The organism is Klebsiella sp. WOUb02, assembly GCF_050058015.1.
Lineage (GTDB): Bacteria > Pseudomonadota > Gammaproteobacteria > Enterobacterales > Enterobacteriaceae > Klebsiella.
In genome coordinates, this window is the sequence record NZ_CP170110.1 from 2938082 (window position 1) to 2956273 (window position 18192).

17 protein-coding genes, 3 tRNA genes and 5 pseudogenes are annotated in these 18192 nt (G+C 56.4%); 15 read left to right on the forward strand and 10 right to left on the reverse strand.

What is annotated here, in order from left to right; all coding sequences use genetic code 11:
* Positions 1 to 89 precede the first annotated feature (89 nt).
* Genes yjjG through ABOC21_RS21130 form a run of 3 tightly spaced genes read right to left on the reverse strand, consistent with a single transcriptional unit; the run spans position 90 to position 1610 of the window.
* Positions 90 to 767: a pyrimidine 5'-nucleotidase gene (gene yjjG, locus ABOC21_RS21120; RefSeq protein WP_426813158.1), complete on the reverse strand. Its 678-nt coding sequence runs from the start codon at positions 765 to 767 to the stop codon at positions 90 to 92.
* Positions 768 to 781: 14 nt separating this feature from the next.
* A complete protein-coding gene (rimI, locus tag ABOC21_RS21125; protein WP_426813159.1) occupies positions 782 to 1228 on the reverse strand; it encodes a ribosomal protein S18-alanine N-acetyltransferase in 447 nt (148 codons plus the stop codon).
* Positions 1197 to 1610: a DNA polymerase III subunit psi gene (locus tag ABOC21_RS21130; RefSeq protein WP_426813160.1), complete on the reverse strand. Its 414-nt coding sequence runs from the start codon at positions 1608 to 1610 to the stop codon at positions 1197 to 1199. Before ABOC21_RS21130 ends, rimI begins: the two co-directional genes overlap by 32 nt.
* Positions 1611 to 1785: 175 nt before the next feature.
* On the opposite strand from ABOC21_RS21130, the gene rsmC reads away from it, so the two are divergent.
* From rsmC to ABOC21_RS21150, 4 genes are all read left to right on the forward strand, one after another.
* A complete protein-coding gene (gene rsmC / locus ABOC21_RS21135) occupies positions 1786 to 2814 on the forward strand; it encodes a 16S rRNA (guanine(1207)-N(2))-methyltransferase RsmC (RefSeq protein ID WP_426813161.1) in 1029 nt (342 codons plus the stop codon).
* 167 nt (positions 2815 to 2981) lie between these two features.
* A tRNA-Leu gene (locus ABOC21_RS21140) sits at positions 2982 to 3067 on the forward strand.
* Between the two features lie 28 nt (positions 3068 to 3095).
* Positions 3096 to 3180 (forward strand) — tRNA-Leu (locus tag ABOC21_RS21145).
* Positions 3181 to 3210: 30 nt separating this feature from the next.
* A tRNA-Leu gene (locus ABOC21_RS21150) sits at positions 3211 to 3296 on the forward strand.
* A 21-nt stretch (positions 3297 to 3317) separates the two neighbouring features.
* Here ABOC21_RS21150 and ABOC21_RS21155 read toward each other — a convergent pair.
* Complete coding sequence (locus ABOC21_RS21155) at positions 3318 to 3557, reverse strand: DUF1435 domain-containing protein (RefSeq protein ID WP_426815552.1); 240 nt, start codon at positions 3555 to 3557, stop codon at positions 3318 to 3320.
* 262 nt (positions 3558 to 3819) lie between these two features.
* Here ABOC21_RS21155 and ABOC21_RS21160 point away from each other — a divergent pair.
* A pseudogene (locus ABOC21_RS21160) lies at positions 3820 to 4867 on the forward strand (GGDEF domain-containing protein).
* A gap of 112 nt (positions 4868 to 4979) precedes the next feature.
* Entirely contained in the window at positions 4980 to 5768 is a 789-nt protein-coding gene (fhuF, locus tag ABOC21_RS21165) for a siderophore-iron reductase FhuF (RefSeq protein ID WP_426813162.1), read from the forward strand.
* A gap of 43 nt (positions 5769 to 5811) precedes the next feature.
* On the opposite strand, the gene ABOC21_RS21170 is transcribed toward fhuF, so the two are convergent.
* Entirely contained in the window at positions 5812 to 7155 is a 1344-nt protein-coding gene (locus tag ABOC21_RS21170) for a PTS sugar transporter subunit IIC (protein WP_426813163.1), read from the reverse strand.
* Between the two features lie 339 nt (positions 7156 to 7494).
* Between ABOC21_RS21170 and ABOC21_RS21175 the strand changes: the two genes are divergently transcribed.
* Positions 7495 to 7953 carry a YbaK/EbsC family protein gene (locus tag ABOC21_RS21175; protein WP_426813164.1) on the forward strand — a complete coding sequence of 153 codons (459 nt, stop codon included), beginning with the start codon at positions 7495 to 7497 and terminating at the stop codon, positions 7951 to 7953.
* A gap of 15 nt (positions 7954 to 7968) precedes the next feature.
* Here the strand turns inward: ABOC21_RS21175 and bglJ are convergent, their stop codons facing one another.
* Both bglJ and ABOC21_RS21185 read right to left on the reverse strand, forming a co-directional pair.
* The gene (bglJ, locus tag ABOC21_RS21180) at positions 7969 to 8646 is read right to left on the reverse strand and encodes a DNA-binding transcriptional activator BglJ (protein WP_426813165.1); all 678 of its coding nucleotides are present in this window, start codon (positions 8644 to 8646) and stop codon (positions 7969 to 7971) included.
* A pseudogene (locus ABOC21_RS21185) lies at positions 8607 to 9029 on the reverse strand (helix-turn-helix domain-containing protein); the annotation flags it as partial. The gene bglJ and the pseudogene ABOC21_RS21185, both read right to left, overlap by 40 nt.
* Positions 9030 to 9088: 59 nt before the next feature.
* On the opposite strand from ABOC21_RS21185, the gene ABOC21_RS21190 reads away from it, so the two are divergent.
* A protein-coding gene (locus ABOC21_RS21190; protein ID WP_426813166.1) for an IS5 family transposase occupies positions 9089 to 9933 on the forward strand; the annotation gives its coding sequence in 2 pieces (ribosomal slippage) (positions 9089 to 9434 and positions 9434 to 9933; 846 coding nt in all).
* An 11-nt stretch (positions 9934 to 9944) separates the two neighbouring features.
* Here ABOC21_RS21190 and ABOC21_RS21195 read toward each other — a convergent pair.
* A pseudogene (locus ABOC21_RS21195) lies at positions 9945 to 10247 on the reverse strand (DNA-binding response regulator); the annotation flags it as partial.
* 315 nt (positions 10248 to 10562) lie between these two features.
* Positions 10563 to 10815 (reverse strand): annotated as a pseudogene (locus ABOC21_RS21200) (hypothetical protein); the annotation flags it as partial.
* 129 nt (positions 10816 to 10944) lie between these two features.
* On the opposite strand from ABOC21_RS21200, the gene ABOC21_RS21205 reads away from it, so the two are divergent.
* The 6 genes from ABOC21_RS21205 (at position 10945) to opgB (ending at position 16686) form a co-directional block, all read left to right on the forward strand.
* Complete coding sequence (locus ABOC21_RS21205) at positions 10945 to 11721, forward strand: threonine/serine ThrE exporter family protein (protein WP_426813167.1); 777 nt, start codon at positions 10945 to 10947, stop codon at positions 11719 to 11721.
* The gene (locus ABOC21_RS21210; RefSeq protein WP_426813168.1) at positions 11712 to 12185 is read left to right on the forward strand and encodes a threonine/serine exporter; all 474 of its coding nucleotides are present in this window, start codon (positions 11712 to 11714) and stop codon (positions 12183 to 12185) included. The genes ABOC21_RS21205 and ABOC21_RS21210 overlap by 10 nt, the downstream gene beginning before the upstream one ends.
* Positions 12186 to 12291: 106 nt before the next feature.
* Positions 12292 to 12831 carry a primosomal protein DnaT gene (gene dnaT, locus ABOC21_RS21215; RefSeq protein ID WP_426813169.1) on the forward strand — a complete coding sequence of 180 codons (540 nt, stop codon included), beginning with the start codon at positions 12292 to 12294 and terminating at the stop codon, positions 12829 to 12831.
* A 2-nt stretch (positions 12832 to 12833) separates the two neighbouring features.
* On the forward strand, positions 12834 to 13571 hold the full coding sequence (gene dnaC / locus ABOC21_RS21220) for a DNA replication protein DnaC (protein WP_095103971.1): 738 nt from the start codon (positions 12834 to 12836) through the stop codon (positions 13569 to 13571).
* A 65-nt stretch (positions 13572 to 13636) separates the two neighbouring features.
* Positions 13637 to 14137, forward strand: coding sequence for a DUF2501 domain-containing protein (locus tag ABOC21_RS21225; RefSeq protein ID WP_426813170.1), 501 nt, complete (start codon positions 13637 to 13639; stop codon positions 14135 to 14137).
* Positions 14138 to 14394: 257 nt separating this feature from the next.
* The gene (gene opgB / locus ABOC21_RS21230; RefSeq protein ID WP_426813171.1) at positions 14395 to 16686 is read left to right on the forward strand and encodes a phosphatidylglycerol--membrane-oligosaccharide glycerophosphotransferase; all 2292 of its coding nucleotides are present in this window, start codon (positions 14395 to 14397) and stop codon (positions 16684 to 16686) included.
* Between the two features lie 62 nt (positions 16687 to 16748).
* Here the strand turns inward: opgB and ABOC21_RS21235 are convergent.
* Positions 16749 to 17586: pseudogene (locus tag ABOC21_RS21235) on the reverse strand (GNAT family N-acetyltransferase).
* A gap of 31 nt (positions 17587 to 17617) precedes the next feature.
* Here ABOC21_RS21235 and ABOC21_RS21240 point away from each other — a divergent pair.
* Entirely contained in the window at positions 17618 to 18151 is a 534-nt protein-coding gene (locus ABOC21_RS21240; RefSeq protein WP_426813172.1) for a GNAT family N-acetyltransferase, read from the forward strand.
* Positions 18152 to 18192 lie beyond the last annotated feature (41 nt).

Consider the following 18192-nt stretch of genomic DNA (forward strand, 5'->3'; position numbering starts at 1 on the left):
TTGAATCTTCTTAGTAAACGCGGCAACCGGCCACGCATGTTAAATACGAAAAATTGCGGCTATTTTACCCATCAACGGGGGGGAGGCAATCAGTGTTTACACAGGAGCTGCTCCAGTTCGCTTAACGAGGTTACCGTCCAGTCCGGACGGAGATCCGCAGGCAGCTCGCGCTGATGGGCGTTGAGCCAGCAGGTCGCGAGGCCGGCGTTGACGCCGCCGCGGATATCAGACTCTGCGGTGTCTCCCACCATCAGCACGCGGGAACGATCCGCAACGCCCGCCTGCGCCAGCGCGTAATCAAAGATCCGCGCATCCGGTTTTGCGACGCCAACTTCTTCAGAAATAATCAATAAATCAAAGTGATCGCGCAAACCGGTGCGCTCCAGACGGATCTGCTGCAGCGCGGTGAAGCCGTTAGTGATAATCCCCATCTTCACCTTGCCCTGCAGCGCATTCAGCAGCGATACCGCACCGGGAAGCGGCGAGCAAATCTCGGCCATGGCGTTCATAAACGCATCGTTCAGCTCGCCCGGCGGTACGCTCAGGCGGCTGGCCCAGCTGTCAAAACGCTGGTGCTGCAGCTGTAGCGAGGTGATAGCGCCGTTTTGATAATCCACCCACAGCGGTTTATTCACGGCCTGATAGTCCTGAAAATCTTCAGCGGTAAACGTCACGCTATAGTCGAGGAACATCCGCTGTAAACCGGTGAAGGAGTCAAACGTAAACAGCGTTTCATCGGCATCAAAGAAAATCCAGTCCCACTTCATTGTATCACCTTGTCTTACATGCTTAGCGGTAGAGCCATAATGATTGCATCCTCACGACCGTCGGCCGTGGGGTAGTAGTTGCGGCGGATGGTCGCCTCGTTAAAGCCTAAGCTTTCATACAGCGCAATGGCCGCAGCATTAGAGGCGCGCACCTCCAGCCACAGCGTGACGACGCCGCGCTTTTCGACCTCATCAATCACCCGCTCCAGCAGCTCTCGCCCGAGGCCGCGCCGCTGGAAGGCCGGATCGACGGCCATGTTGAACAGGGTCGCTTCGTCCAGCACAATTTGCGTAATAGCAAAGGCCGCCATTTCACCATCGACCGTCAGCTGAAGATTCAGGTAGCGCTCTCCCTGATTGCTGGCGAAGGTTTGCTCACTCCACGGAAAAGCGTGGGCGAGAGTTTCTATTTGCCAGGCGCGGGGCAAATCAGCCGCGTTGAGGGTAGAAATCGTGTTCATGTGCGCAGATTTGTTGCCAGAGCGCCATACGGGCAGGCGCGCTGGTCTGGAGTTCATCAAAAGCGGGCGAGGTTACCTGGGCGCCCGCCAGCAGCAATGGTGCGTCGGTGCCTAACCGCCAGCTGTTGCAGCGGCTATTCTGCGGCAGCATAGCTACGCGGTCTGGCGTCAGCTGCAGCACCTGATCCGGCGTTAGCGCCAGCGCGCGCAGAACGTCGCCGATTAGCGGTTCGCTGAGCGACGGCGGATTTTCCGCCACCATCACCAGACGAATATGCCCGGCAAGTGAGATAGCGATTTCGCCCTGCAACGCCCCGGGGCGACGCAGCGACCACTGGGTAATGCCCAGCTGCTGTAATTGCCAGTCTCGTCGGGATGTCATAGCGAAACACTCCTGTTAATCAAGCGCGCAATATAGCAAATCCGTCGTATTTGCGCCAACAAACTCCGCCCCCGTCGGCGGCAGAATACGGCGATGCTCGCAGGGACAGCCAACAAAGAGGCAGCGCTAAGGATAACGTGTATAATCGGCGCCAGTCTTAATGAAGGAGTGTTTCATGTCTGCTTTTACCCCGGCAAGTGAAGTCTTGCTGCGCCACAGTGATGATTTCGAGTCCGCCCGCGTTCTGTTTGCCGGTGATCTGCAGGATGACCTGCCCGCACGTCTGGAGACCGCCGCCAGCCGCGTCCACACCCAGCAGTTTCACCACTGGCAGGTACTGAGCCGCCAGATGGGCGAGAGCGCCAGCTTTGGCCTGGTGGCGCAGGCCAGCGACGTCGCCGATTGCGATACGCTGATTTACTACTGGCCGAAGAACAAGCCGGAAGCCCAGTTCCAGCTGATGAACCTGCTTTCGCTGCTGCCGGCCGGTATCGATATTTTCGTGGTCGGTGAAAACCGCAGCGGCGTGCGCAGCGCCGAGCAGATGCTGGCCGACTACGCGCCGCTGACCAAAGTTGACAGCGCCCGCCGCTGTGGGCTGTATCACGGTCGCCTGGAAAAACAGCCAACCTTCGACCCCGAGCTGTACTGGGGCGAATATCCGCTCGACAACCTGACGATTAAAACCCTGCCGGGCGTTTTCAGCCGCGACGGGCTGGACGTCGGTAGCCAGCTGCTGCTCTCAACGCTGACGCCGCATACCAAGGGCAAAGTGCTCGACGTCGGCTGCGGCGCGGGCGTGCTGGCGACCGTTCTGGCAAGCCACTCGCCGAAGGTGCGCTTAACCCTCTGTGACGTCAGCGCGCCGGCGGTAGAGGCCAGCCGCGCGACCCTCGCCGCCAACGGCATCGAAGGTGAAGTCTTAGCCAGCAACGTCTTCTCCGAAGTTAACGGCCGCTTTGACATGATCATCTCTAACCCGCCGTTCCATGACGGCCTGCAGACCAGCCAGGAAGCGGCGCAAACTCTGATTCGCGGCGCGGTACGCCACCTCGGCAGCGGCGGCGAGCTACGCATTGTCGCTAACGCCTTCCTGCCTTATCCGGACGTGCTTGACGAAGTCTTCGGCTTCCACGAAGTCCTCGCTCAGACCGGGCGCTTTAAGGTCTACCGCACCGTGATGACCCGCCAGGCGAAGAAATAGTCTCCGCGACCGTCCGGCGACAAGACGCACGTCGCCGGCCTTTCGCGCTTCCCGACGCGTATTTTTGCAACAATCAATTCCGCCGGCACAATTAACTATTGACGAATAGCTGAAAACCACTAGAATGCGCCTCCGTGGTAACGATACTTTCATAGTGTCGATGGTATGCGAAGGTGGCGGAATTGGTAGACGCGCTAGCTTCAGGTGTTAGTGTCCTTAGGATGTGGGGGTTCGAGTCCCCCCCCTCGCACCATAAACCACGCAGATATCGCTCGCACTGTGCGAAGGTGGCGGAATTGGTAGACGCGCTAGCTTCAGGTGTTAGTGTCCTTAGGATGTGGGGGTTCGAGTCCCCCCCTCGCACCAACGAGGCGATATCGAAATTAAGAATACTGTGCGAAGGTGGCGGAATTGGTAGACGCGCTAGCTTCAGGTGTTAGTGTCCTTAGGATGTGGGGGTTCGAGTCCCCCCCCTCGCACCACTATTCTTACCCTCCTCTGAATTACCCCATCAGCCTTAAATTCAACGTCATCAGCATAATACCGCTAACCAACGCCAGGCATGACGGCAGCAAAACGAAATGACGCAGCTGTCGGTGCCAGATCATCACGGCAGACATCAGCAGTCCCAGGGTGACCAATCCGCGCCAGGCTTCCAGCGACAAATCAGCAAACCCGAGAGCAGCAATGACTGCGCCAGGAAGCAGTACGCCCCATCCGCTGCCTAAAGTCCGCTGCAACATGTTTCTACCTCTCACAACGATAATGATAACCAATATCATATGATAGCTTTTATCATTTGTCATGTTAACCAGAGCGGATACTTTATTCTTTACGTTCGCGGTAATGACATACATTCATGAAGGTGATAAATTAAGCGCGAAACGTTTATATATTAAAACATTTGATTATTTCGCAAAAACCTTATATTGCGCATTGCTTTTTATCGTTCATTTTTTGGCAGCCATCATTTTGAAATTTAACGACTAATAATGATATCCCCATATGACTGCACAATCCTGGCAAGCTCATTACGAAAAAAAAATATCAGTATTCCTTACGGCTTTTTTTAGTCCTTAATTTGATTTCAGCCCTCTTATCCATGGCCAGCCCGCTGTTTGCCGTCGTGGGCTTTACCCTGCCCTGCATCCTGATTTTCGCCGGCAGCGCCGGTTTATTGCTATGGCACTGGAGATTCGCCCGGCGTAGAATAAACATTTCCTTTATTTCTCTGATATTTGGCCTGCTATGGGCGTGGCACGTTAGCGAAAAGTCATTAATGATGCCGCCGCCGCATTTTAACTTTCTGGCCATCGCCCTGTTAAGCGTGCTGTTTATTGGCGCAATCGCTTTTTCCAATAATATCATTGCCTTTACCCTGCACTCCTTCCCTACTTTTGCAGCCTGCCTGATCCTTGCGGAAGGCGAGCAGTGGCTGCGCATGCTCTACTGCTTTGTGCTGCCCATTGTGGGCATCACAATACAAAACCTGATTCAGAAACACAGCGATACCTTTACCCAAGGCCTGATGGATAAGCTGTTGAAGGAGCGTAATACGCTGAATGACCTGAGCATGCTCGACCCGCTTACCGGACTGTACAATCGCCGCGGTTTGCAAAATCGGCTGGATACGCTGCTGGCCCTGGATGGCAATAGCCATCACGTGCTGCTGCTGGATATCGATCACTTTAAAGCCTACAACGATCACTACGGGCATATGATGGGCGATCAGGCGCTGATTCAGGTGTCCGCCGCGATCCGTAACGCCGTTCGTTCACGCGATATTGTGGCCCGCTTCGGTGGGGAGGAGTTTATGGTACTGCTGACCAACAGCACGGCGGAAACCGCTCAGCAGGCGGCAGAACGGATCCGCCAGCGGGTCTATGATTTGAAAATCGCCCATATGTTTAATGAGAGCGTCGCCACCAACGTCACCATCAGCATCGGGATGACGCCGCTGATCGATGCCGATATCGACGGTGCCCTGAAGCGGGCCGACAGCGCGCTCTACGAAGCGAAAAACCTCGGCCGTAATATTATTCTCGCCAGCTAATCCCCTCCCCGCGCCGCCAGGGAAGCGCAGCGCGGACAAAGATCTTGCCATCCTCTACGCAAGCAACTAGTATCAGAAATCATTATCATTTAGATTTATATTTGACAATCTGATGGCTTACCGTTCAATTCCATTCAGCAACGACATTATCTGGCAGGCGCCGTTTCAGCCGGCCGGGCATGCGCTGGCGGATGCCATACGAGAAAAAATCACCGCCTTGCGCCCGCATCTGCTGGATTTTCTCCGCCTGGATGAAGAGGCCCCGCCCTGCGCGCTGACGCTTGCCGAGTGGTCATCGCCGGTTACCCTGAACTCCCTGCTGGCTACCTACTCCAATCATATCTATCGCAATCAGCCAACCCGGCCGCGCGAGCAAAAACCGCTGCTCTCGCTGTGGGCGCAATGGTATATCGGCCTGCTGGTACCGCCGCTGATGCTGGCCCTGTTAAGCGAAGAGCAAACCATCAGCCTGGCGCCGGAACATTTCCGCGTCGAGTTTCATGAAACCGGCCGGGCGGCCTGTTTTTGGATCGACGTCCACTCCGCTGCCGCCGGCAGCGCGCAGTCGCCGCAGCGGCGGATAGAAACGCTGGTCAATGACGCTCTGCAGCCGGTCATTCAGGCGCTGGAATCGACCGGCGATATTAACGCGAAGCTTATCTGGAGCAATACCGGCTATTTGATTAACTGGTATCTGGGTGAGATGAAAACGCTGCTGGGAGAGGAACAGGTGGCGGCTCTGCGCCAGCACTGCTTCTTTGAAAAGCAGTTTGCCGATGGCCGGGATAACCCGCTATGGCGTACGGTCGTTATGCGTGAAGGCGCGCTGGTGCGGCGTACCTGCTGCCAGCGCTATCGCCTGCCTGATGTTCAGCAGTGCGGAGACTGTACGCTAAAATAATCCGCTTTTTGACGCGGGCGGCATTAGCGCCGCCCGCCCGTTTTTATGCCGTTTGCTGGCTCTCTTCAGATACGCGCTGGGCCTCTTCCGCCTCCTGCTCTAAAAGCTGTTTCTCATATACCTTGAAGAACGGGAAATAGATGATGGCTGAAACGCAGGCCAGAAGAATCACCAGTACCGCCGCCCGGAAATCCCAGCCCAGCGCCCATGCTGCGCCAATCGGCGCCGGCGCCGTCCAGGGAACAACCGAGATAACCCGGCCAATTAAATCCAGCTTCATGGCCGCCCAGGCGAGCACGGCGTTCACCATCGGTGACAGCAGGAACGGAATAAAGAATACCGGGTTCATAACGATTGGCGTGCCGAAAATAACCGGCTCGTTAATGTTAAACAGGCTCGGCACCACGCTCAGACGACCAATAGACCGCAGATGGGCCGAGCGGCTGCGCAGATAGCAGATAACCAGTCCCATCGTGGCGCCAGACCCGCCGATCACAATGAAGAACGTCCAGAACGCCTCCATAAAGATGTGCGGTAACGGCGCGCCTTGCGCCAGAGCCTGCTGGTTCATGCCCAGGTTGGTCAGCCAGAACATCTGCAGCATGCCGGAGACGATTGCTGCCCCGTGGATCCCTGCGAACCACAGCAGATGGCCAATCAGTACCGCCAGTAAAATTGCCGGCAGTGAATCCGCGGCGGAAACCAGCGGCTTAAAGACGGACATAATGGCCTGCGGAATAAGCATGTCAAACTGATGCTGAATAAACAGGCTGAGCGGATAGAGCGTCACCACCACCACCAGCACCGGGATCAGCAGGTCAAACGAATTTTTAATCATCGGTGGAACCTGATCCGGCAGGCGGATCCCGATGTTATGCGCCTTCAGAAAGCGCATCATCTCAACGCAATAGATCGCTACCAGGATCGCGGTAAAGATCCCCGTCCCGCCCATGCTATCCACCGGTAAAGTCCCGTTAGTTTTCGGCGCCGCCACCAGCAGGAACGCCATAATTGACAGCATGCTGCACATAAAGGGATCGAGCTGATGGGATTTTACGTAATGCTTGCCGAGGTTATAAGAAATCGCGGCGCAGATGTAGATAGACATGATGCCCATCGTCATATCGAACGGCGTCAGAATTCGCCCTTCAAACTCTTTTGCTAAATCCAGCCAGGTGCGCGCAAAACCCCAGGTGGTATCCGGGGAAAACGGCGGATAGGCAAAAACCAGAAGAAATGAACCGACGATCATAAACGGCATGGCCGAGATAAAGCCGTCACGGATAGCCATAACGTGGCGCTGCGACGAGATTCGCCCGGCGACAGGGCTAATATAATTTTCTACAAAGCGGAATATCAGATTAAACGCAGCATGGTTAGCAGACATAGCAGCCCTCCTGACAGGCTATAGAAACAGGCCCAACAACGATTATCCTGCCGTTGTGATGAAACATGTTCTGTGAGCGAAAAAACACATTAGCCATTCGCCCAGCTATACTGCTCAAGTCAGTACGATTCATACACGGCTCTTTGTTATAAGTGACGCAGGGAAGTTACCCATTCAGTATTCATCTGACCGACCGTAACCGCAACCGGTTACAGTAACCGGTTGCGGTGATTGTGAAGAAGATCCAGAAATTAGAAAAATTCTCGATTATCAGCCGGCAATATTTACACTCCGCCAGGCTTATGCCAGATTTAAACGGGCATTAATCAGGAGATCCTAATGAGTCTGCAGTCCGTACGGCAGTTTTTTGCCGAACACGCCCCCGATATCGAAATCATCGAGCTCACGCAAAGTACCGCCACCGTGGCTCTCGCCGCCGCGGCGCATCGCGTTGAGCCGGGACAAATCGCCAGAACCCTGTCGTTAAAGGTCAAAGACCGGGTGATACTCGTCGTCTCTCGTGGCGACGTGCGCCTGGATAATAAAAAGCTGAAGGAAGCGTTTGGGGCGAAGGCCCGCATGCTGAGCAGCGATGAGGTCGTCACGCTAACCGGGCATCCCGTTGGTGGCGTATGCCCTTTCGGCCTGGAAAACCCGCTGACGGTCTATTGCGATATTTCACTGAAGCAGTATCAGGAAGTCCTGCCCGCGGCCGGCGCCATCCACAGCGCGGTGCGCATTTCTCCTGAGCGGATGGCCCAGCTCACCGGCGCCACCTGGGTTGACGTTTGTCTGTAAAAATCTGCAGCAGGGTTAGCCGAGACACTCCTCCGCCGCGTCTTCGTTAAGGGCCGATAAATGCATCAGGATATCGGCCGCGCTCAGCAGGCCGATATCTGAACTGACGCCGAGCTTAGTCATGGCGTTAAATTTATGAGCGCGGATGGTTTTGATATTACGATCCAGCCGGGCCGCTATTTCTGGTAAGGAATAGCCGCAGGTCATATAGCGAAGAATTTGCTGTTCCGTTGGGCTCAGAATTTGGCAGCCGAAGCCCGGCCCCGGGCTAATTAGCGGCGCCTCCGCCAGCAGCGACTGGTTAACCAGCTCAATCAGCTGCTCCTGCAGCCGTATATGGCAGATCGATTTATTCAGCACGCCGTGCAGGCTGGACGGCGTCAGCTGTCTGACTAAGCGCGCTTCAGCGCTATCATGAGCTAAAACGATGCGCCGTATTTCAGGAGTGGCGCAGGCGATTTCATGAAGTAAAAGCAGGCTCTCCATGCGGAACAGGCGATTGCTGAAGAGTGAAAAAATAACGGCAATAGCTTTTTGGGACCGCAGCATCCGGCGCAGCGATTGGGTATCTTTAAAAAACCGCACAATATAGTTACCCGCTCCCGCGCTGGTTAATATATGACGCAGCGCCAGCTCGGTCAGCATGCATTTTTCTACGACAGCGACATATCGCGGTGAGTTGTTTCTTTCCATTGCTTTTGTTCTCCAAAAGCGGCGTAGATATTCAGCTCCTTCATTCCCTGAGCGCTATTAATCCAGGCGTACATTTCCGCATTGCTGCGCAAAGAGAGGCGGCGCATAGCGCTATTTTTCTGCGCGCTAATCGTTTTATTGCTCTTTTTCAACAGCGCGGCAATTTGGTTAATTCCCCAGCCTTTCGCCAGCAAACGTAAAACTTTACGTTCGGATAGCGTCAGAAAAATCGCCGTTGGCCGAATCTCTTCGCTATTTCCTAACGCGGAGGATACTAGCGTCTGGCTGACACTCTCCCGCGCCGTATCGTCCGCGCGAATAACCTCAACCAGGTGTTTTACCGGCTCATGGCTGGAAACGAGCGTGCTTTGCGTACAGACTAGGCTGTGTCCCGTAATCACCTGAGCTATAGTAACTGTCTGTTTCCACAACATATTAAACTATGGCTCGCTACGACATTCCCGATGAAGCATGGACTATCATCCAACCCTTTCTGCCAGCAGCGTCTGCCTCTCCACAGGCCGGGCGTCCGTGGGCGAAGCATCGTATGATCATCAACGGCATGTTCTGGGTGCTGTGTTCAGGTGCACCATGGCGTGATTTACCTGAACGGTACGGCCCATGGAAGACCGTTTATAACCGCTTTAACCGATGGTCAAAATCGGGTGTGATTAACATTATTTTCAACAAGTTACTTTCAGCTCTGGATGCACATGGCCTCGTGGACTGGTCGGCCACTGCACTGGATGGCAGCAATATCCGGGCGCTGAAATGTGCTGCCGGTGCGCAAAAAAACAACCCGATATCACCGGAGATAATGGGCTGGGTCGCTCTCGCGGTGGTTTTGGCACCAAAATTCATCTGGCGACAGACGGAAGTGGTCTGCCGTTAAACATCGTACTGAGTCCCGGTCAGGCTCACGAAAGCCAGTTTGCACAACGTCTTCTGGACGGTATCGGTGTTCAGCGCCAGAACGGAAGTATCAAGCGCCGTGGTCATGCAGTACTGGCTGATAAAGCCTACTCCGGACATGCGTTACGTAACGAACTGAAAAGAAGAGGGATAAAAGTTGTCATCCCGCGTAAATCCAATGAAAAAATGGCCACAGATGGTCGTTCACCACTCGATCGTGAAGCCTACCGCAATCGCAATGTTGTTGAGAGGTGCTTTGGTCGCCTGAAAGAATACCGCCGCATTGCCACACGTTACGACAAAACGGCGAGGAATTATCTGGCGATGGTGAAACTGTGTTGCATCCTATTGTTTTACAAGAGGTTATGTAATTAAGGGACACAGCCTAATATCTCCATGGCGTGGAGATAGCAGGAATGACCAATCATATAGACCCAGTGAATGTCGCTATATTGGGTCATCAATGAGTGATAGCTCTCACACACCTCGCGGGGCTGATGGATTTCGCCCGATAAATCCGCGACCACCAGCGCCGCCTGCCGCAGCTGAAGAAGAGTCAGCTCTTCCAGAGAGCCGCAGGCGCCGAAGGCATATTCGGGGAGGTGCTCCCCGGCAATCGCCTTCAGTCCGCGCTGCATAACCGGTGTTTTACTGATAATAATGCCGTATTTACCCTGTCCCGGTAACATAAACCCTCCGCTTCCCATCGAAGACTCGCGCCTTTAACAATAAAGATGAATAACCCTGCGGTCTTTATATTACCGCGCCAGATAAATCTTTATTGGTCTGGCGAGGAATTGAGTCTGACCTTGCCAACCATCAACGCTAGCACAGGCAATAACGCTCAATAAGTTAGAAAAATTTAAAATCAAAATTAGGGGAAATGATTTATCACGGGAGAGAATAACGCTATTTCATTTGATGCTATTTCTGAATACCTTTGGCGACACGTCGTGAAAGCCATCGCAGCCGGCAATGAAATCGCCGCTGAGGCGGTACGTTTCCCCCGCCGCAGAGCTCCGCCAGGGCGACCGGGCCCCGCAGCCCCTCACACAAAAACTCAACGCCGTGATACATCAGCCCTTCCGCGTCCATCCGCTGCGCCACGGCCGCTTCGCGGAGCAGATCGACGGTGCCGCTTTCGCGGATACCTGCCCGGATCCGCCTGAGGACGTATTCAGGCGTCTGCTGTTCGAGGCAATAACGGCGGCAAGAACTGCACTTTTCGACAGTTTTATAAAATGTGCTGCGGTACAAAACTTATCTATCCGTCCGGGAAGCGGCTTTTTTCATATTGTTTGACCCGCCCCCCTCAGTTAAAGCGGGAGTTCAGGTTAAAGTAGCGACGGACACTACGGCATCGGGCGTTACTGACGGCAGGTATTTATGCAAGCAGATCGGGCAGTTCAGCGCACAATTACGCGATTGTGCATTCAGTGTGGTCTTTTCTTACTGCAACACGGGGCGGAAAGCGCGCTGGTTGAGGAGCTTTCTACTCGCCTGGGGCGGGCGTTAGGCATGGACAGCGTGGAAAGCGCCATTTCATCGAATGCGATTGTCCTCACCACCATCAAAGACGGCGAATGCCTGACCTCCACGCGCAAGAATATCGATCGCGGCATTAATATGCACGTGGTGACCGAAGTGCAGCATATAGTGATCCTAACCGAGCATAAGCTGCTGGATTATAAAGATGTGGAAAAGCGCTTCACCCAGATAAAACCGCTGCGCTACCCGCGCTGGATGCTGGTGCTGATGGTTGGGCTCTCCTGCGCCTGCTTTTGCAAATTAAACAACGGCGGCTGGGACGGCGCGCTGGTCACCTTCTGCGCCAGCACCATCGCAATGTATATCCGCCAGCTGCTGACTCACCGCTCAATGCATCCGCAGATCAACTTCTGCATTACCGCCTTTGTCGCCACCACCATCTCCGGGCTGATGCTACGTTTACCGGCATTTTCCAGCACGCCCACCGTGGCGATGGCCGCCAGCGTGCTGCTGCTGGTACCCGGTTTTCCGCTGATCAACGCCGTGGCGGATATGTTCAAAGGGCATATCAATACCGGCCTTGCGCGCTGGGCGCTGGCCAGCCTGCTGACCCTTGCCACCTGCATTGGCGTGGTGATGGCGATGACCATGTGGGGGCTGCGCGGATGGGCATAATCACGTATCTGTTTGCGCTGGTTCAGGACATGGCGCTGGCGGCTATCCCTGCCGTTGGCTTCGCGATGGTATTTAACGTCCCGCAGCGGGCGCTGCGCTGGTGCGCGCTGCTGGGCGCCATTGGCCATGGTTCACGGATGCTGATGATGACAGCGGGCTTTAATATCGAGTGGGCCACCTTCCTTGCCGCCCTGCTGATTGGCAGTATCGGCATTCAGTGGTCCCGCTGGTACCTGGCCCACCCGAAGATCTTTACCGTTGCCGCGGTGATCCCGATGTTCCCCGGCATCTCCGCCTATACGGCGATGATCTCGGCGGTAAAAATCAGTCATTTTGGTTATTCTGAAGAGATGATGATTATGCTGTTAAGCAACTTTTTAAAGGCATCTTCTATCGTGGGTGCGCTCTCTATCGGCCTTTCTATTCCTGGCCTGTGGCTGTACCGCAAACGTCCGCGGGTATAGCGAGCCGCGCCGCCGGGATCGGTCAGTCGCTCCATCCCGGCCGGGCGCTGTGCTACTATGTGTGCTATTCCCCCACTCTATCGTTGTTCAGAGTTGAGATAGTGTTATGTCTTCGCGAATTTTAACTACCGATTTTAGCGGCCTGGATGATTTCCTTCAGGATCCTACGGCCATTCTCGCAAAATCGGCCAGCGGTGCCGTTGCCGTTTTTGCCAACAACGCTCCCGCCTTCTATGCGCTGACGCCGGAACGCCTGGCCCAGCTGCTTGAACTGGAGAGTAAGCTGGCGCGCCCCGGCAGCGATATCGCGCTTGATACGCAGTTCTTTGACGAGCCGGCCGCCGCGCCGGCCGCGATCCCTATGGGGAAATTCGCCATGTACGCCGACTGGCAGCCGGACGCGGATTTTCAGCGCCTCGCGGCGCTGTGGGGTATCGCCCTGAGCCAGCCGGTGACGCCGGAAGAGCTGGCGGCATTCGTTGCCTACTGGCAGGCGGAAGGCAAAGTTTTTCATCACGTACAGTGGCAGCAGAAGCTGGCGCGTAGCTTGCAAATCGGGCGCGCTGGCAGCGGCGGCCAGCCACGTCGTGATGTGAATACGCTCAGCGAGCCGGATAACCATATTCCACGAGGGTTCAGAGGATGAGCATGAAAAACGTTGGCGAGCTGATGAAGCGCCTGCAAAAGATGATGCCTGCGCATATCGAACCGGCGTTTAAAACCGGTGAAGAGCTGCTGGCGTGGCAGAAAGAGCAGGGCAAGCTGCGCTCTGAGGCCCTTGAGCGGGAGAACCGGGCGATGAAAATGCAGCGCACGTTTAACCGCTCCGGCATCCGCCCGCTGCATCAGAACTGCTCGTTTGAGAACTACCGGGTTGAGTGCGAGGGCCAGATGAACGCGCTGTCCAGAGCCCGCCAGTACGTTGAAGAGTTCGACGGCAACATCGCCAGCTTTATCTTTTCCGGCAAGCCCGGCACCGGTAAAAACCACCTCGCTGCCGCCATTTGCAACGAGCTGCTGCTGCGCGGTAAATCGGTGCTGATCATTACCGTCGCCGACATTATGTCGGCAATGAAGGACACCTTCGGCAACCGGGAGATCAGCGAAGAGCAGCTGCTGAACGATCTCAGCCGGGTCGATCTGCTGGTGATCGATGAGATCGGCATGCAAACCGAATCGCGCTATGAAAAGGTGATCATCAATCAGATCGTCGATCGCCGTTCCTCATCAAAGCGCCCGACAGGCATGTTAACTAACAGCAACATGGACGAGATGAACAAGCTGCTCGGCGAACGCGTGATGGACCGCATGCGCCTCGGCAATAGCCTGTGGGTGATTTTCAACTGGGATAGCTATCGTCACCGGGTCACCGGCAAAGAGTATTAAGACATTTCCGAGCTCTGGCGGGGTTATACTGCGCAAATACTTCCGTAACCACGATGAGTAAACCTATGAAATCTGCACACTCCTTGTTCCGTACTCTGATGATTGCCGGCGCCTTTTTCGCAGCCGGCGCACAGGCCGCCTCCTGGCAGGACTCCCTCTCCAGCGCCGCCAGCGAGCTCAGCGGCAGCAGCCAGAGCGGTTCGCAGCAAAGCGGCGCGCTGTCGCTCTCCTCGCTGACCGGCCTGCTGAACGGCGGGAGCCAGTCGCTAACCTCCAGCAGCATGAATAACGCCGCCGGCATTATGTCGTACTGCGCGAAACAGAAGCTCGCCTCGGTAACCAATACCGAAAACATCAAAAACCAGGTTCTGGATAAGCTCGGCCTCGGCACCGCGGAAAAACAGAAAGAGGATACCGGCTATCTTGAAGGCCTGCAGGGCCTGCTGAACAGCAACAACGGCCAGCAGCTGAACCTGAGCACCCTCGGCAGCAGCCCGCTGGCGGAAAAAGTGAAAACCAAAGCCTGCGATCTGGTCCTCAAGCAGGGCGCGAAATTCCTCTCCTGATCCCCTCCCCCGATGCCGCGTTTGGCGCCTTAGCGTAGCCAACGCGGCCGCAACGCCGTTTTTTAACATTGATGGTCTCATTTTTCCCCGCCGGGAAGGATGAGACGTCGATCAAAAATGGCGACTAATAAACCAATTCTGAACCACAGCACACTTTAATGACTCTACAATTGCAGCAATATGGCGCTGCCATTACAGTGTACCGTGGAAACCGATCCATTCTGCCAGCGGTCAGCTGGCGCTAATGAGGGTAAGCTGTGTCAGAGTTGTTATCCATCGCCCTGTTTTTCACCTCGGTGGTGATTTATGCCTTAAAAGCCGGCCGCAATACCTGGTGGTTTGCCGCTACGCTGACGGTGCTGGGCCTGTTTGTGGTCCTCAACATCACCCTCTACGCCAGCGATTATTTCACCGGCGACGGCATTAATGACGCGGTGCTTTATACCCTGACCAACAGCCTGACCGGCGCGGGCGTCGGCAAATATATTCTTCCCGGCGCCGGAATTATCGTGGCGCTGGTGAGCGTTTTCAGCGCCCTTGGCTGGATTCTCCGCCGACGCCGCCATCATCCTCACCACTTTGGCTACAGCCTGCTGGCGCTGGTTCTCGCGCTGGCCTCCGTTGACGCCAGCCCGGCGTTCCGCCAGATTAGCGAGCTGGTGAAATCCCAGTCCCGCGACGGCGATCCGGATTTTGTCGCCTACTATAAAGAGCCGTCGAAAAGCATCGCCAACCCGCAGCTCAATCTGGTCTATATCTACGGCGAAAGCCTTGAGCGCACCTATTTTGATAACGACGCGTTTCCCGACCTGACGCCCGAGCTCGGCAAACTGAAAAACGAAGGCCTCGACTTCAGCAACACCGTGCAGCTGCCGGGTACCGACTACACTATCGCCGGGATGGTCGCCTCTCAGTGCGGTATTCCGCTGTTTGCGCCGTTTGAAGGCAACGCCTCGGCCTCGGTATCCAGCTTCTTCCCGCAGAACATCTGCCTCGGCGACATACTGAAAAACTCCGGCTACGAAAACTATTTTGTGCAGGGCGCCAACCTGCGTTTCGCCGGGAAGGACGTGTTCCTGAAATCCCACGGCTTCGATCATCTGTACGGCGCTGAAGAGCTGAAAACCACCGTTGCCGACCCCGCCTATCGCAACGACTGGGGCTTCTACGACGATACCGTGCTGGATGAAACCTGGAAAAAATTCGAACAGCTTTCGCAGTCCGGTAAACGCTTCTCGCTCTTTGCGCTGACGGTCGATACCCACCATCCTGACGGCTTTATTTCACGCACCTGCCAGCGAAAAAGCTATGAAATGGACGGTAAAAAGAACCTCTCCTTTAGCGCGGTAAGCTGCAGCCAGGAGCATATCGCGGCGCTTATCGAGAAGATCAAAGCCTCGCCCTATTTCAAAAACACGGTGATCGTGGTCTCTTCCGATCATCTGGCGATGAAAAACACCGCCTGGGAATACCTGAACAAGCAGGATCGCAGCAACCTGTTCTTTGTGCTGCGCGGCGACCAGCCGCAGCAGGATACGCTGGCGGTGAAGCGTAATACCATGGATAACGGCGCCACGGTGCTGGATATCCTCGGCGGCGATAACTACATCGGCCTCGGCCGCAGCAGCCTCTCCGGGCAGTCGCTTTCCGGCATCTTCCTCAATATGAAAGAGAAGGTGCTGGCCTGGAAGCCTGACGTCATCCGCCTGTGGAACTTCCCGAAAGAGATGAAAAACTTCACCGTCGACGCGCAGAAAAGCATGGTCTCCTTCTCCGGCAGCCACTTCCGCCTGCCGCTGCTGCTGCGGGTCTCCGATAAACGCGTCGAGCCGCTGCCGGAGAGTGAATACTCCGCGCCGCTGCGCTACCAGCTGGCCGATTTTGCCCCGCGCGACAACTTTGTCTGGATCGACCGCTGCTACAAGATGGGTCAGCTGTGGTCCAGCGAGCTGGCGCTCTCCACCGACTGGTGCGTATCTCAGGGACAGCTCGGCGGCGAGCAGACCGTCCAGCGCGTTGATAAGGCCCAGTGGCAGGGGAAAACGGCGTTTAAAGACACCCTCATCGATATGGAGCGCTACAAAGGCAACGTCGACACGCTGAAAATTGTCGATAACGATATTCGCTACAAGGCCGACAGCTTCGTGTTTAACGTCGCCGGCGCGCCGGAGGAGGTGCGGCAGTTTAGCGGCATCTCCCGGCCGGAATCCTGGGGCCGCTGGTCCAACGCGCAGCTGGGGAGCGAAGTTAAAATCGAGTTTAAGAACCCGCTGCCGGAGAAATTCGATCTGGTGATCACCGCCAAAGCCTACGGGCCCAACGCCAACAAGCCGATCCCGGTTCGCGTTGGCGATAGCGAACAGACGCTGACGCTGGCGAATGACGTTTCCACCACCACGCTGCATTTCGACAACCCGTCGCGCAGCGATACGCTGATTATCGTTCCGCCGGACCCGCAGTCCACCAACGAAGGCAATATTCTCGGCCACGCGCCGCGCCAGCTGGGAATTGGCATGGTGGATATAAAAATCGTCAAACGCGAAGGCTAACCCCGCCCGTCCGGCTCTCTGCGGGCCGGACGGCGCGACGCAAAACCGCCTGCTCCCCTATCTTATCGCCCGGCAGGAGCCGCGGCGGGGAACTCCACGCTCATTTCATACTGCTGCAGCGCCAGGGCCGCATACCCCGCCGCGCTGAACAGCGGCGTAAACGACTCCGGAACGGTGACCGAGGTGCCAAGACCGGGGAACTGCCGAGCAAGGGCAATAAGCAGCTCGCGCGCCAGGCCGCGGCCGCGGGCGGCAGGTTCGACCCACAGCAGACTGGAGCTGCGGCTTCGCGGTGAGCATCGCCAGCACCGCGAACGCCTGCTGATTAAGCGTCAACGCGCGGCACGGCAGCGTATTGAAGGTCATTGGATCCATCAGCCACGGCAGCCGACCGTTGATTTCCGCCCCTGCCCTGCGCGTCAGCGTCAGCACATCGCACTGCTCCAGCACCGGCGCGCTCTCGCCCTCCGGCCGCGAGCTCAGATAGCCGCAAAGCCCGTGACGAACGCTAAAGCCCAGCGATTGATACAGCGCGACCGCGGCATGATTATTGCGAATCACCTCCAGCCACATCCGCCGCACGCCCTGGGCCTGTAGCGAGGCCATCAGCGATACCATCAGCGAGCGGCCGGATCCTTTTCCCCGCCAGGCCGGCCGCACGGCAAACGCCGCCAGCCTGGCCGCATCGCCGCGACGGGTGATAATAGCGATTGCCGCCGGCGTGTCCCCCGCCAGCCAGACGCAAGAATCCAGCAGGCTCAGCCCTTCCGAGCTAAAGCGCTGCACAAACACCTCTACCGACAGCGCAACGGGCACCAGGTAATCGTCGAAGCAGTCGCTGAGGATCGTCGTCAGCTGTTCGCTGCTAAAGCAGGTGGCGGGGACGGCGGTCAACTCCATACGTTTCTCCCAAAGGTGCTATGCTGAGGCAATGAAAACTAACACTATAACCGCCGAAGTGACATTGCGCCTGACCGGGGAGAGCGATATTCCCCGGCTGCCCGCTATTGAGCGCTCGGCAGCGCAGGCTTTTCGTCAGATCCCCGCGCTCGCCTGGCTGGCAGATAGCGCCGTCATCAGCGCCCGGGAGCATTATCAGTATCTCGAAACGGACCACAGCCTGCTGGCTATCGGCGACGGCGAGCCCGTTGGCTTTCTGCTAAGCGAACCGCTCGATGATGCGCTGTTTATCGTGGAGATCGCCGTCCATCAGCAGTGGCAAGGGCGCGGCATTGGCCGGATGATGCTGGCGCAGATTACCGACACCGCCCGCAGCATGGGCTATCCGGCGCTAACCCTCACCACCTTCCGCGAAGTGCCGTGGAACGCCCCGTTCTACACCCGCCTGGGGTTCTGCATGCTCGATGAACAGCGCCTGCCGTCCGGGCTGGCGGCTAAAAGGGAGCGGGAAACGAGCCATGGCCTGCTGCCGGAGACCCGCTGCGCCATGCGCCTGGCGCTGTAACCCGCATCGCCGCGCCGGCGCTGCTTTTTCCGCCCTGAATA

What these genes read in the sequence shown, in the direction of transcription:
- yjjG (WP_426813158.1), bottom strand. Translation starts at nt 767, where the DNA reads ATGAAGTGGGACTGGATTTTCTTTGATGCCGATGAAACGCTGTTTACG.
- rimI (WP_426813159.1), bottom strand. Translation starts at nt 1,228, where the DNA reads ATGAACACGATTTCTACCCTCAACGCGGCTGATTTGCCCCGCGCCTGG.
- ABOC21_RS21130 (WP_426813160.1), bottom strand. Translation starts at nt 1,610, where the DNA reads ATGACATCCCGACGAGACTGGCAATTACAGCAGCTGGGCATTACCCAG.
- rsmC (WP_426813161.1), top strand. Translation starts at nt 1,786, where the DNA reads ATGTCTGCTTTTACCCCGGCAAGTGAAGTCTTGCTGCGCCACAGTGAT.
- ABOC21_RS21155 (WP_426815552.1), bottom strand. Translation starts at nt 3,557, where the DNA reads ATGTTGCAGCGGACTTTAGGCAGCGGATGGGGCGTACTGCTTCCTGGC.
- fhuF (WP_426813162.1), top strand. Translation starts at nt 4,980, where the DNA reads ATGGCTTACCGTTCAATTCCATTCAGCAACGACATTATCTGGCAGGCG.
- ABOC21_RS21170 (WP_426813163.1), bottom strand. Translation starts at nt 7,155, where the DNA reads ATGTCTGCTAACCATGCTGCGTTTAATCTGATATTCCGCTTTGTAGAA.
- ABOC21_RS21175 (WP_426813164.1), top strand. Translation starts at nt 7,495, where the DNA reads ATGAGTCTGCAGTCCGTACGGCAGTTTTTTGCCGAACACGCCCCCGAT.
- bglJ (WP_426813165.1), bottom strand. Translation starts at nt 8,646, where the DNA reads ATGGAAAGAAACAACTCACCGCGATATGTCGCTGTCGTAGAAAAATGC.
- ABOC21_RS21205 (WP_426813167.1), top strand. Translation starts at nt 10,945, where the DNA reads ATGCAAGCAGATCGGGCAGTTCAGCGCACAATTACGCGATTGTGCATT.
- ABOC21_RS21210 (WP_426813168.1), top strand. Translation starts at nt 11,712, where the DNA reads ATGGGCATAATCACGTATCTGTTTGCGCTGGTTCAGGACATGGCGCTG.
- dnaT (WP_426813169.1), top strand. Translation starts at nt 12,292, where the DNA reads ATGTCTTCGCGAATTTTAACTACCGATTTTAGCGGCCTGGATGATTTC.
- dnaC (WP_095103971.1), top strand. Translation starts at nt 12,834, where the DNA reads ATGAAAAACGTTGGCGAGCTGATGAAGCGCCTGCAAAAGATGATGCCT.
- ABOC21_RS21225 (WP_426813170.1), top strand. Translation starts at nt 13,637, where the DNA reads ATGAAATCTGCACACTCCTTGTTCCGTACTCTGATGATTGCCGGCGCC.
- ABOC21_RS21240 (WP_426813172.1), top strand. Translation starts at nt 17,618, where the DNA reads ATGAAAACTAACACTATAACCGCCGAAGTGACATTGCGCCTGACCGGG.